Annotated in this window: 11 protein-coding genes and 1 rRNA gene; 11 read left to right on the top strand and 1 reads right to left on the bottom strand. The window is 72.7% G+C overall.

The window, feature by feature from the left end; genetic code table 11:
* From rrf to recN, 7 genes are all read left to right on the top strand, one after another.
* Nucleotides 1-92: ribosomal RNA gene (gene rrf, locus ACZ63E_RS28100) — 5S ribosomal RNA — on the top strand; the annotation flags it as partial.
* A gap of 96 nt (nt 93-188) precedes the next feature.
* Complete coding sequence (locus tag ACZ63E_RS28095; RefSeq protein WP_465339092.1) at nt 189-2339, top strand: tetratricopeptide repeat protein; 2151 nt, start codon at nt 189-191, stop codon at nt 2337-2339.
* Entirely contained in the window at nt 2332-3297 is a 966-nt protein-coding gene (locus tag ACZ63E_RS28090; RefSeq protein WP_465339091.1) for an HAD-IIA family hydrolase, read from the top strand. The genes ACZ63E_RS28095 and ACZ63E_RS28090 overlap by 8 nt, the downstream gene beginning before the upstream one ends.
* Nucleotides 3298-3314: 17 nt before the next feature.
* On the top strand, nt 3315-3512 hold the full coding sequence (locus tag ACZ63E_RS28085; RefSeq protein WP_465314383.1) for a hypothetical protein: 198 nt from the start codon (nt 3315-3317) through the stop codon (nt 3510-3512).
* A 5-nt stretch (nt 3513-3517) separates the two neighbouring features.
* Nucleotides 3518-4345: a TlyA family RNA methyltransferase gene (locus ACZ63E_RS28080; protein WP_465339090.1), complete on the top strand. Its 828-nt coding sequence runs from the start codon at nt 3518-3520 to the stop codon at nt 4343-4345.
* Nucleotides 4342-5268: an NAD kinase gene (locus tag ACZ63E_RS28075; protein ID WP_465339089.1), complete on the top strand. Its 927-nt coding sequence runs from the start codon at nt 4342-4344 to the stop codon at nt 5266-5268. The genes ACZ63E_RS28080 and ACZ63E_RS28075 overlap by 4 nt, the downstream gene beginning before the upstream one ends.
* 90 nt (nt 5269-5358) lie before the next feature.
* Nucleotides 5359-7137: a DNA repair protein RecN gene (recN, locus tag ACZ63E_RS28070; protein ID WP_465339088.1), complete on the top strand. Its 1779-nt coding sequence runs from the start codon at nt 5359-5361 to the stop codon at nt 7135-7137.
* Between the two features lie 6 nt (nt 7138-7143).
* On the opposite strand, the gene ACZ63E_RS28065 is transcribed toward recN, so the two are convergent.
* Nucleotides 7144-7590, bottom strand: a complete 447-nt coding sequence (locus tag ACZ63E_RS28065) for a MarR family winged helix-turn-helix transcriptional regulator (protein ID WP_465339087.1) — start codon at nt 7588-7590, stop codon at nt 7144-7146.
* Between the two features lie 66 nt (nt 7591-7656).
* Between ACZ63E_RS28065 and ACZ63E_RS28060 the strand changes: the two genes are divergently transcribed.
* From ACZ63E_RS28060 to ACZ63E_RS28045, 4 genes are all read left to right on the top strand, one after another.
* Entirely contained in the window at nt 7657-8649 is a 993-nt protein-coding gene (locus ACZ63E_RS28060) for a zinc-binding alcohol dehydrogenase family protein (protein ID WP_465339086.1), read from the top strand.
* Nucleotides 8646-9821, top strand: a complete 1176-nt coding sequence (locus ACZ63E_RS28055) for a DUF1266 domain-containing protein (protein WP_465339085.1) — start codon at nt 8646-8648, stop codon at nt 9819-9821. Before ACZ63E_RS28060 ends, ACZ63E_RS28055 begins: the two co-directional genes overlap by 4 nt.
* An 88-nt stretch (nt 9822-9909) precedes the next feature.
* Nucleotides 9910-11094 carry a putative cytokinetic ring protein SteA gene (gene steA, locus ACZ63E_RS28050; RefSeq protein WP_465339084.1) on the top strand — a complete coding sequence of 395 codons (1185 nt, stop codon included), beginning with the start codon at nt 9910-9912 and terminating at the stop codon, nt 11092-11094.
* The gene (locus ACZ63E_RS28045; protein ID WP_465339083.1) at nt 11091-12041 is read left to right on the top strand and encodes a copper transporter; all 951 of its coding nucleotides are present in this window, start codon (nt 11091-11093) and stop codon (nt 12039-12041) included. The genes steA and ACZ63E_RS28045 overlap by 4 nt, the downstream gene beginning before the upstream one ends.
* The last annotated feature ends 3 nt before the right edge of the window (nt 12042-12044 follow it).

Genomic DNA, 12044 nt, shown 5'->3' with positions numbered 1-12044 from the left:
CGCCCGGTCCCATTCCGAACCCGGAAGCTAAGCTTGACAGCGCCGATGGTACTGCAACCGAAGGGTTGTGGGAGAGTAGGACACCGCCGAACTTACCTTCCGTACGGCCCGTTAGGATAGCCAGTTGGCTGCCCTAGCGGGCCGTACGCGTATGTCCGGAACAAGATTTTTTCATGGCAGGAGGCCAGGTGTCCGAGTTCGGTCGACGAGACTCAGCGGATGATGGGTCAGGCCGGTCGGCACGCCGGGACGAAGGCTCCCGGGGCCGGTCGGACGGACCCGGGGGAGACCGACGTGGTGGCCGGCAGGACCGCGGCGGCCGCGACGGTGGACACCAGGGGCGCCCTCGCCGTGACGACCGTGGGATTCGCGGGGGTGGCAAGCCCTTCCGCGGCTCGGACGGTCCCCGTGAGCAGCGCGGAGGATACGCAGGTCAGAGCCGTGACAGCGGTGGCCGGTCCGACAGCCGTGACGACCGTCGCGGGGGCGGCGGTTACGCCGGCCGCGACTCGGGCGGCCGGTCGGGTGGTGGCAGCCGGTACTCCGACGGGCCCGCCCGCTCCGGCAGTGGCCGGTACGAAGACCGCGGCAGGCGTTCCGGTGGGACGGGCCGCGATGACCGCGGTGGCCGGCCCGGTGGCGGCCGTCCCCAGGGCAAGTCGTCGTTCGGCGACCGCAAGCCGCGCTGGGAGGACCGCAGCGGCTCCGGCCGCCGCGACGACGACCGCGGCGGCGCTCGTTCGGGTGGTTTCCGCTCGGACGACCGCGGGCGCTCGGGCAGTGATTCGCGCGGTGACCGCGGCGGCTTCCGCTCGGACGACCGCAACCGCGGCAGTTTCCGTCCGGACGACCGCAATCGCGGCGGAAACGATTCGCGGGGCGACCGCGGCGGATTCCGTTCCGATGATCGCGAGCGCGGCGGAAACGATTCACGCGGTGACCGCGGCAGTTTCCGGTCGGACGACCGCAATCGCGGCGGCAATGATTCGCGGGGCGACCGCGGCGGTTACCAGCGCCGGGACGACGACCGCAGCTCCCGCACCGGTGGCGGCTACCGCTCCGGCGGCAGTGGCTCCGGTGGCAGCTACCAGCGCCGGGACGACGATCGCGGCACCCGCAGTGGTGGCAGCTACCAGCGCCGAGACGACGACCGTGGTTCGCGCGGCAGCGGCGATTCCCGCGGCAGCTACCAGCGCCGCGATGACGACCGCGGCACGCGCAGCGGTGGGAGCGACTCCCGTGGCGGCGGCTACCAGCGCCGAGACGATGACCGCGGCTCCCGCGGCAGCAGCGACTCCCGCGGCGGCAACTACCAGCGGCGGGACGATAACCGCGGCAGCGATTCTCGTGGCGGCAGCTATCAGCGCCGCGACGACGACCGCAGTGACCGCAGCAGCAACAGCAGCAGCAACAGCAGCAGCGACTCCCGGGGCAGCTACCAGCGCCGCGACGACCGTGACTCGGCCAAGCGGGGCACCGGCGACAGCCGCCCCGCCGCTCGGGCCTACGACAGGAAGGACCGCCGGGACGACCGGCCGCGGCGCGACCCGCGGCCCAAGGTCGGCGGCCCGCTCGACGACGAAGCCCTCGCCAAGGAGCTCCTCGAGGCGCCCGAGCTGCCCGAAGACATCGAGTACTCCGACCTCGACGAAGAGGTCCGCCGCGAGCTGCGGACTCTGCCGAAGGGGCTCGCGGAGACCGTCGGGAAGCACCTTGTCGCCGCCGGCGGGCTGATCGACAGTGATCCCGAGGCCGCCCTCGAGCACGCCAAGTACGCCAAGGCCAAGGCCTCGCGCGTGCCGATCGTGCGTGAGGCGCTCGGCCTGGTCGCCTACCACGCCGGCAACTGGTCGGAGGCGCTCTCGGAACTGCGCGCCGTCCGGCGGATGACGCGCAGCGACGAGCACATCGCCATCATCGCCGACGCCGAGCGGGCGCTGGGCCGGCCCGAGCGGGCTCTCGACCTCGCGAAGGAAGCCGACACGGCGAAGCTGGCGAAGGCGACTCAGGTCGAGCTCGCGATCGTCGCGGCCGGGGCGCGCCGGGACCTGGGGCAGCTCGACGCCGCCGTCGTCTCGCTGCAGGGTGACGACCTCAAGGCCGAGAAGCGCGACCCGTGGAGCGCTCGCCTCTTCTACGCCTACGCCGACAACCTCGCCGCCGCCGGGCGCGAAGAAGAGGCCGTCCGCTGGTTCCTCAACTCGGCCGACGCCGACGCCGAGGACGAGACCGACGCGTCCGAGCGCGCCGCCGACCTGGCCAACGCCGGGCAGGACAAGGACGCCGCGGCAGTGAAGGCCGCCGAAGAAGTGAAGGACACCGAAGCCACCGATGAGTGACGCCCTGCTCGCGGCCTACGACGCGGTCCTCTTCGACCTCGACGGCACCGTCTACCACGGCACCCGGGTGATCCCGGGCGCCCCGGAGACCGTCCGCGCCGCCCGCGAGCACGGCACACCCGTCCGCTTCGTGACGAACAACGCGTCCAAGGCCCCGGCGGAGGTCGTCGACCACCTCACCGAGCTCGGCGTGCCCGCCGAGGCCGGCGAGGTGCACACGAGCGCGCAGGCCGGGGCGCAGCTGCTGAAGGAGCGGCTCGAGCCCGGCGCCGAGGTCCTCGTCGTTGGCACTGAGTCGCTTGCGGCCGAGGTCGCCGGCGCCGGGCTGAAGCCGGTCCGGGAGAACGGCGACGGCGTCCAGGCGGTGGTGCAGGGTCACTCGCCCGACAACACCTGGGCTGCGCTCGCCGAAGCCTGCCTGGCCATCCGAGCCGGCGCGCTGTGGGTCGCGTGCAACGTCGACGCGACCCTGCCCAGCGAGCGTGGCCTGCTGCCGGGCAACGGCTCGATGGTCTCCGCGCTGCGCACCGCCACCGACGTCGAGCCGCTGGTCGCCGGGAAGCCGGAGCCGCTGCTGTTCGAGACCGCGGCGAAGTCCGCCGGTGCGGAGCATCCACTCGTGGTCGGTGACCGGCTGGACACCGACATCGCCGGTGCGGTCGCCGCGGGCGTCGACTCGCTCGTCGTGCTCTCCGGTGTCGCGACGCCGAAACAGCTGATCGAGGCGATCCCGGCCGAGCGCGCCACCTACCTCGCCCGGGACCTCACGGCTCTCGAAACCAAGGCCGAGGACCTCAAGATCGGGCCGCGCCCGGGCTGGACCGTGACCGTCGAAGACGGCGCCCTGGCCGTGACCGGCGACGGTGACGACCTCGACCTGCTGCGCGCGCTGTGCCACACGGCCTGGGAGACCGGCGTCACCGAACTCGGCGCGCGCGCCGAGGCGAAGCTCGCCTGACTGATACCGTTCGAACCGTGCAGGACCACCCCTACCCCGTCCCGGGCCCGCCGCCCGGTTCGTTCTCGCAGCAGACCGACCCGCGGGCCGGCATCGAAGAAGCCGTCGCCGGCCTGGACGACCTGGACGCGCTGCCGCTCGGTGAGCACGTCGAGCGCTTCGACGCCGTGCACACCGAGCTGACGGTCGCCCTGTCCAGCATCGACAAGGTCTGACCACGGTGCCCAAGCGGGCGCGCCTCGACGCGGAACTGGTTCGGCGCGGCCTCGCCCGGTCGCGCGAGCAGGCGTCGGCCCTGATCACCGGCGGCAAGGTCACCGTGCGCGGTTTGGTGGCGAGCAAACCCGCCACCGGTGTCGAGACCGACGCGCCCATCGTCGTGAAGGACGAGGACGACCCCGGCTGGGCCTCGCGCGGCGCGCACAAGCTGCTCGGCGCGCTGGCGGCGTTCGACGGCCTGAGTGTCGAAGGCAAGCGCTGCCTCGACGCCGGCGCGTCCACCGGGGGCTTCACCGACGTCCTGCTGCGCAACGGCGCCGCGACCGTGATCGCCGCCGACGTGGGCCGTGGCCTGCTCGACTGGCGGATCCGCACCGACGAACGTGTAGTGGTCATGGACCGCACCAATGTTCGCTCCCTCGCACCCGACGACCTCGGCGGGCAGGTCGACGTCGTCGTCGGGGACCTCTCGTTCATCTCCCTCAAGCTCGTGCTGCCCGCGCTCGCCGCCTGCGCGCGAGCAGGCGCCGACCTGGTGCCGATGGTGAAACCGCAGTTCGAGGTGGGCAAGGACCGCCTCGGCAGCGGCGGTGTCGTGCGTGACCCCGAGCTGCGCGCCGAGTCGGTGCTCACCGTCATCGACGAGGCCGCGAAGCTCGGGCTCGCGCTGCGTGGGGTGACCGCCAGCCCGCTGCCCGGGCCGTCCGGGAACGTCGAGTACTTCGTGTGGCTGAAGAAAGAACACATGGCCGAGTCCATTGTGGACGCGGTAGACAGGTCTGAGGCCGAGCGGCTCGTCCGAACCGCCGTCGAGGAAGGGCCCGCATGACCACCGAACGTGAAGTGCTCCTCATGGTGCACCCCGACCGCGAAGCGACGGGTGAAGCCGCGCGCGAGGTCTCGGCGCGCTTCGCCAAGGCCGGCATCCGGATCCGGGTGATCGAGGACGACGTCTGCGCGCTGATCAACCCCGACGAGCACGGGGTCGGCTCGACCTGCACCGTCGTCGACCCGGACGACAACCCCGCCGCGGGGGTCGAGCTGGTGTTCGTCCTCGGCGGTGACGGCACGCTGCTGCGCGCGGCCGAGCTGGCCCGCCCGGCCGGGGTGCCGGTGCTCGGGGTCAACCTCGGGCGCGTCGGCTTCCTCGCCGAGGCCGACTCGGACGCGCTGGCCGACACCGTGCAGCGCGTCGTCGACGGCGACTACCAGGTCGAAGAGCGGATGACCATCGACGTCACCGTCACCGACGGCGGCACCGAGCTCGCCCGCACCTGGGCCCTCAACGAGGCCAGCGTCGAGAAGAGCACCCGCGAACGGGTGCTGGACGCGCTGATCGAGGTCGACGGCCGGCCGGTGTCGGCCTTCGGCTGCGACGGTGTGCTGTGCGCCACACCGACCGGTTCGACGGCGTACGCGTTCTCGGCGGGCGGCCCGATCATCTGGCCCGACGTCCAGGCGCTGCTGGTCGTGCCGAGCAACGCGCACGCGATGTTCGCGCGGCCGCTGGTCGTCTCGCGGAACTCGGTGATCACCGTCGGGATCGACCCCGACGGCTCGTCCGCCGTCCTGACCTGCGACGGCGGCCGGCTCATCGACCTGCCGCCGGGCGCCCGGGTCCGGGTGACGTGCGGCACGACGCCCGTCCGGCTGGTCCGGCTGTGGGACGGGCCGTTCACCGACCGGCTGGTGCAGAAGTTCTCGCTGCCGGTGAAGAGCTGGCGCGAGCGCCACGCGCGTCCGTGTGAGTAGGGACCGCTCGGCGATCCATTCGAACATATCGGCGACTCGCCGGGCTCCCGCGCGCGCAGAGTGTCGGTGGGGGCCGCTACGGTAGGCGGCGTGCTGGCCGAGATGCGCATCCAGGGCCTCGGAGTCATCGAGGACGCCCTGCTGGAACTGCACGCGGGCTTCACCGTCGTGACCGGTGAGACGGGTGCCGGTAAGACCATGGTCGTCACCGGGTTGCACCTGCTCTCCGGGGGCCGGGCCGAGGTGTCCAAGGTCCGGACGGGGATGCTCAAGGCGTTCGTGGAAGGGCGGTTCACCTATTCCGGCGTCGAAGGCGCCGAACGGATCGTCACCGATTCGGGTGCGGACGTGGACGAAGACGGCAGTGTGATCGCGCTGCGCGCGGTCGCCGTCGACGGCCGGTCCCGCGCCCACCTGGGCGGCCGGTCCGTGCCGGTCGGCGTGCTCGCGGAGCTGTCCGAGCAGCTGATCGCGGTGCACGGGCAGAACGACCAGCTGCGGCTGCTGCGGCCCGCCGAGCAGCGCGCGGTCATCGACCGCTTCGCCGGTGACGCGGTGGCGAAGCCGCTGCGGGCCTATCAGGAGGTCCGGTCCGAGTGGCTGGCGGTGATCGCCGAGCTGACCGAGCGGTCGACGCGCTCGCGGGAGCTGGCCCAGCAGGCCGACCTGCTCAAGCACGGGCTGACCGAGATCGACGCCGTCGCGCCGGAGCCGGGCGAAGACGTCGAGCTCACCGGGCAGATCAAGCGACTCGCGGCGGTCGACGAGCTGCGCGCGGCCGCGACCGAGGCGCACGTCGCGGTGTCCGGTTCCCCGGACGGTGACCCGGACGCCCCGGGGGCGGCCGGCCTGGTCTCGGAGGCGCTGCGGCGGCTCTCGACGTCGGAGGACGCCGTGCTGCGGGAGCTGGCGCCGCGCTTGGAGGAGGCGTCGGTGCTGCTGGCCGACGTCGGCGCCGAGCTGGGCAGTTACGTCGAGACGCTGGACGCCGACCCGGCGCTGCTGGAGAAGGTGCTGGCGCGCCAGGGCGACCTCAAGCGGCTGACGCGCAAGTACGCGGCGGACGTCGACGGCGTGCTCGCCTGGGCCGACGACGCCCGGCGCCGCCTGGAGTCGATGGACACCTCGGAAGAGGCGCTGGCGGAGCTGGGCATGCGGCGCGACCAGCTCGCGGTGCAGCTGGCCGCGCACGCCGTCGAGGTGTCGGCGGCCCGCGAGAAGGCCGCCGCCGAGCTGGCCGCGGAGATCACGCGGGAGCTGTCCGGGCTGGCGATGGGCCAGGCCGCGATCGAGGTGACGGTCGAGCAGCGCCCGGCCGAGCACGGCGACACGCACGCGCTGGTGCTCGACGGCCGCGCGGTGCACGCGGGCGCGGAGGGCGTCGACGACGTCGAGCTGCTGCTGCGCGCGCACGACGGCGCGCCGCCGCTGCCGGTGCACAAGGCCGCGTCCGGCGGTGAGCTGTCGCGGGTGATGCTGGCGATCGAGGTGGTCCTCGCGCACGCGGACACGGTGCAGACGCTGGTGTTCGACGAGGTCGACGCCGGGGTCGGCGGCCGCGCGGCGATCGAGATCGGCCGCCGGCTGGCCCGGCTGGCGCGCACCCACCAGGTCCTGGTGGTCACGCACCTGCCGCAGGTCGCCGCGTTCGCCGACCAGCACCTGGTGGTGGACAAGGGCCACACCGGCGGGGTCACGCGCAGCGGTGTGAAGAACCTGAGCCAGTCCGACCGGGTGAGCGAGCTGGCCCGGATGCTCGCGGGCATGGACAACGAGACGGGCCGCGCGCACGCCGAGGAGCTCCTGGCGACGGCGGAGAAGGACAAGGCCGACTTCGAGCCGAAGCGCAAGCGGGCCAAGAAGAAGTAGGGCGGGTCAGCCGGCGTCCAGGTCCGCGGTGATGGCGCGGAACACCGCCGCCAGCACCTGCGCCTGCTCGGCGCTGACGTGGTCGGCGAAGTACCGCTGCACGCCGCGGACGTGTGTCGGCCAGGCGTTCTCCAGCGCCGCCAAGCCTTTCGGCGTCAACACGACCAGGGTGGCGCGGCGGTTGCCCGGGTCCACTTCGCGTTGTGCGTACCCTTCGCGCTCCAAGCCGTCGACGAGCCGGGTCAGGCCGCTGGTGCTGTGGACCAGCGCGTCGGCCAGGTCCTTCATGTGCAGGCGCCGGTCCGGGGCCTCCGACAGCTGGACGAGCGCGTCGTACGTCCGGTGTGTCATGCCGTGCTCGGTGCGCAGCTCCGCGTCGAGGACCCGCAGCAGCAGGGCCGACGAGCGCAGGAAGCCGCGCCAGGCCTCGTCGTGGTCCCGGGACAAGCTCACCCCGGGAATAGTACTCGCGCGGACAGTTGTTGTGCGGACTGTTCGCTTGCGAAGAAAGGGTCCACGATGCGCGCAGTCGTCCTCCGGGAACCCGGTCCCGTCGAGAACCTCGAACTCACCGACCTCCCGCTGCCCGAGGTGAAACCCGGCTGGGTGCGGATCGCGGTGCGGGCGTTCGGCCTCAACCGCTCCGAGCTGCACACCCGTCTCGGCCTGGCCGACGGCGTGACGTTCCCGCGCGTGCCGGGCATCGAGGCCGTCGGCGTGGTCGACGCCGACCCGGACGGGGAACTCACGCCCGGGCAGCAGGTCGCCACCATGATGGGCGGGATGGGCCGCACCTTCGACGGCGGGTACGCCGAATACACGGTGGTGCCGAAGGGGCAGGTCATCCCGTTCCGCTCGGACCTGCCGTGGGCGGTCCTCGGCCAGGTCCCGGAGACGCTGCAGACCGCGTACGGCTCGCTCACCACCGGCCTCGACCTCAAGGCGGGCCAGACGCTGCTGATCCGCGGGGGCACCTCCGCGCTCGGCTTCGCTACGGCGGCCCTGGCGAAGGACCTCGGCACCACGGTCTTCGCGACCACCCGGCAGCCGCACCGGCTCGGCACCCTGCGCGAACACGGCGTCGACCACCCGCTCTCCGACGACGGCGATGTCGCGGCGCAGGTCCGGAAGATCGCGCCCGAAGGGGTCGACGCCGCCCTCGAGCTGGTCGGCACCCCGACCCTGCCGGACACCCTGAACGCCACGCGCGTGCACGGCACGGTCTGCTTCGCCGGCATGTTGTCCAACCAATGGACGATCTCGAACTTCTATCCGATCGGATACCTTCCCGCCGGGGTGCGGTTGACCGCTTATGGTGGTGAGGCGGACGACCTGCCCGCCTCCGTCCTCCAGCGCCACCTCGATCGGATCGCCGCCGGCGAAACGAGCCTCGGCCCCGCGAAGGTGTACCCGATGACGGAGATCCGGCAGGCGCACGACGACCTGGAGCACAACCGGACGGCGGGCAAGCTCGTCGTGCTGACCGGCCGAGCGGAGGGAGCCGCCCCGTGATCGTGCCGCCGCCGGCCGACCTCGAAGCCCAGCTCGCCGCCGCGCGGCGGGACGGCGACCTCGACCGCTACCTCGGCCTGCTCGCCGGGGAAGAGCTGTTCGTCCCGATCCGGCGGGTGGACGCGCTGAGCATCCTCGACGAGCGCGCGGAGACCTTCCCGAACGTCTACTTCGAGACCGGCGGTGACGAGTTCCTGCAGGTCTTCACGCGCGGCGCCCTGCCGGACCTCGGCTCGGACGTGGTGGCCATGAGCGGCGCGCTGGACTGGGCGGTCGATGGGGTCGGGCGGCACGAGCGGGTCGTGTTCAACCGCGGCACGCGGGGCGAGTGGCGGCTGCCGGGCGCGACGCTGCAGCCGTGGCTCGACGGGCACCTCGACGACGTCACGCCGCTGGAGGAGCAGGTCGAGCGGCTGATCACCGCGCCGTACGGGCATCTCGAAGGGCCGATCGCGCACGCCCTCGCCTGCGGCGCGCACCTGGCGGTGCTGAACGCCGCGCCGTGGAACGTGCTCGACGCCCGCTACCACGACTACGTCGCCGAGGTCCGGGGCCTGCGGGACTGGTGGGGCGTGCCCGACCCGCCGGGCTGGCGCGCCACCATGGCCGACCTGATCGGCGACGGGTACGCGCTGACCCCGGGCAACCTGGTGCTGATGCTGCGCCTGCGGTTCGCCGCCGAGTACGGCCTGACCGGCGGGGAGCTCGACCCGCTGACCTGGGCCGAGCTGGTGGACCGGTGGTGCGCGGAGAACGACGCGGCCGACCAGGCCGACGAGCTGCGCCACACCGTCCGCCGGGTGTCGCGGTGCGAGCAGCGGTTCCGGGCCGACGGCCTGGTCGACGCGGACGGGTTCGTCACGACGGCGTTGTCCTGGGACGTCGGCCGCGCGGTCAACATCGCTCGCTGGGGCTTGGCGGCCGGCTATTGCGACGCGCTGACCGCCGAGCTGATGGTGCTCGAGGCGGGTTCGCTGGCGCGTCGCTACCACCAGTCATGGGCCGACCTGTCGGCGGGGTACGTCATGGGCCGGGTGCTGCACGCCGAGGACGACGAGTTCGGCGAGTGGTACCCGGCGGCCGTGCGGGTCCACCACCAGCTCCTTCAGGACCCGGCGAGCCCCTGGGTGAACCTCGGTTTCGGGTCGCTTTCGGAGGAGTCCGAGGCCTGACCCGTGCGGGGGAGGTCACCACAACGAGTCACCTCGGCTACGGCGTGGCGCACATCGTCCCACGAGCAAATTTGTCACCATCGGCCACATGAAGCTCACCGGCTTGCTCACGCGGAACCAAGAACCCCTCCCGGGGATCACCGGCGTCGCCCGCGTGGACCGCCGGACCCGGGAGCTGCTGCGCCGGATCAGTCCCGGCGACATCGTCGTGCTCGACCAGCTGGACCTCGACCGCCAGACGGCCGACGCCCTGGTCGAGGCCGAGGTCGCCGGCGTGGTCAACGCGTCGCCGTCGATCTCCGGCCGGTTCCCGAACCTGGGCCCCGAGATCCTGATCGCCGCCGGCGTCCCGCTCGTCGACTCGGTCGGCGGTGAGCTGCTGCGCACGATCAAGGACGGCACGAAGCTGCGGCTGCACGACGGCCTCGTGTTCGTCGGCGAGCGCCAGGTCGCCTCCGGCATCGAGCAGACCGCCGACAGCGTCGCGGACCAGATGATCGAGGCCAAGGCCGGGATGTCGACGCAGCTGGAGGCGTTCTCGGCCAACACCATCGAGTTCCTCCGCCGCGAGCGCACCCTGATCCTCGACGGCGTCGGCGTGCCGGAGCTGAAGGTGGCCATCCGCGACCGGCACGTGCTGGTCGTCGCGGGCGGCAACGGGCATGCCGAGGACCTCAAGAAGCTCAAGAAGTACGTCGCCGAGCACCGGCCGGTGCTGATCGGCGTCGACGCCGGCGCGGACACCCTGCGGGTGCAGGGGTACAAGCCGGACGTCATCGTCGGCGACCCGACCGGCATCGGCACCGTCACCCTGCGCGGCGGCGGGGAGGTCGTGGTTCCCGCGCAGCCCGACGGGCACGCGCCCGGGGTCGAACGGATCCAGGACCTCGGCATCGGTGCGGTGACGTTCCCCGCGACCGGCAACGCCGAAGACCTCGCGCTGCTGCTGGCCGACGCGCACGGCGCGAACCTCGTCGTCACGGTCGGCTTCCAGGCCACCCTGCGCGAGTTCCTCGACCACGGCCGGTCCGGTTCGAACCCGTCGACGTTCCTGACCCGGCTCAAGCTCGGCACGAAGCTCGTCGACGGGAAAGCGGTGGCGACGCTGCACCGCAGCCGGGTGTCGATCGGCGCGGTCGTCCTGCTCGTGCTCGCCGCGGTCGTGGTCGTCGCCGCGGCTCTGCTGGTGTCCGACGTCGGCTCGGTCTACCTGGACTGGCTCCGGCACACCTGGAACTCGCTCGCCGCCTGGGTCAAGGGACTGTTCACGTGATTTCGCTGCGCTACCACGTCGTTTCCATCGCCGCCTGCTTCCTCGCGCTCGCCGTCGGGGTCGTGCTCGGCTCGACCGCGCTGAACGGCTCGCTGCTGTCCGGGCTGGCGGGGGAGAAGAAGGACCTGGGCAGCCAGGTCTCCGACCTCGAGGCGCAGCGCAACGCGCTCAACGCCCGCCTGGCCGACGCGGACGCGTTCGCCGGCGCGATGGGGCCGAAGGTCGTCGCCGGGGTGCTGGACAAGCGGTCGGTGGTGCTGGTGACCACCGAGGACGCACGCCCGGCCGACCGGGACGCGCTCAAGCAGCTGATCGGCCAGTCCGGCGCTTCGGTGACCGGTGAGGTGCAGCTGACCGCCGCGTTCGCCGACCCCGACAAGGCCGACCAGCTCCGCGACGTCGTCACGCGGCTGCAGCCCGCCGGGTCGAAGTTCCCGACCGCGGGCGACTCCGGCACGCTGGCCGGCGCGCTGCTCGGATCCGTGCTGCTGCTGGACAAGACCACGGCCAAACCGCAGTCCTCGGGGGAGGAGCTGGCGGCCGCCCTCGGTGGGCTCACCGACGGCGGGTTCGTCAAGGCGGGCCCGGACGTCAAGCCGGCGCAGCTGGCGGTCGTGCTCACCGGCGCCCAGGCGACCGGCGACGGCGCGGGTGACCGCGCGGCGACGATCGCCCGCTTCGCCACCCAGCTCGACCGCACCGGCGCGGGCACGGTCCTGGCCGGTGACGCCGGTTCCGCGGAAGGCACCGGCGCGCTGGGCGTGGTCCGCGCCGACACCTCGGCGACGTCGATCCTGTCCACTGTGGACAACGTGGACACCTCCGCCGGACGGGTGAGCACCGTGCTGGCGCTGAAGGAACAGCTCGACGGGGGCGCTGGACGCTACGGCATCGCCGGCAACGCCCAGGCCCCCGCACCGGGAGTCAGCAACCCCGCGGGGAACTGACGG

It is taken from the genome of Amycolatopsis sp. NPDC104819 (assembly GCF_055583145.1).
The sequence above is the reverse complement of the archived record's forward strand: the minus strand, read 5'-3'. Positions and strand labels throughout refer to the sequence as shown.

What these genes read in the sequence shown, in the direction of transcription:
- ACZ63E_RS28090 (WP_465339091.1), top strand. Translation starts at nt 2,332, where the DNA reads ATGAGTGACGCCCTGCTCGCGGCCTACGACGCGGTCCTCTTCGACCTC.
- steA (WP_465339084.1), top strand. Translation starts at nt 9,910, where the DNA reads ATGAAGCTCACCGGCTTGCTCACGCGGAACCAAGAACCCCTCCCGGGG.
- ACZ63E_RS28060 (WP_465339086.1), top strand. Translation starts at nt 7,657, where the DNA reads ATGCGCGCAGTCGTCCTCCGGGAACCCGGTCCCGTCGAGAACCTCGAA.
- ACZ63E_RS28075 (WP_465339089.1), top strand. Translation starts at nt 4,342, where the DNA reads ATGACCACCGAACGTGAAGTGCTCCTCATGGTGCACCCCGACCGCGAA.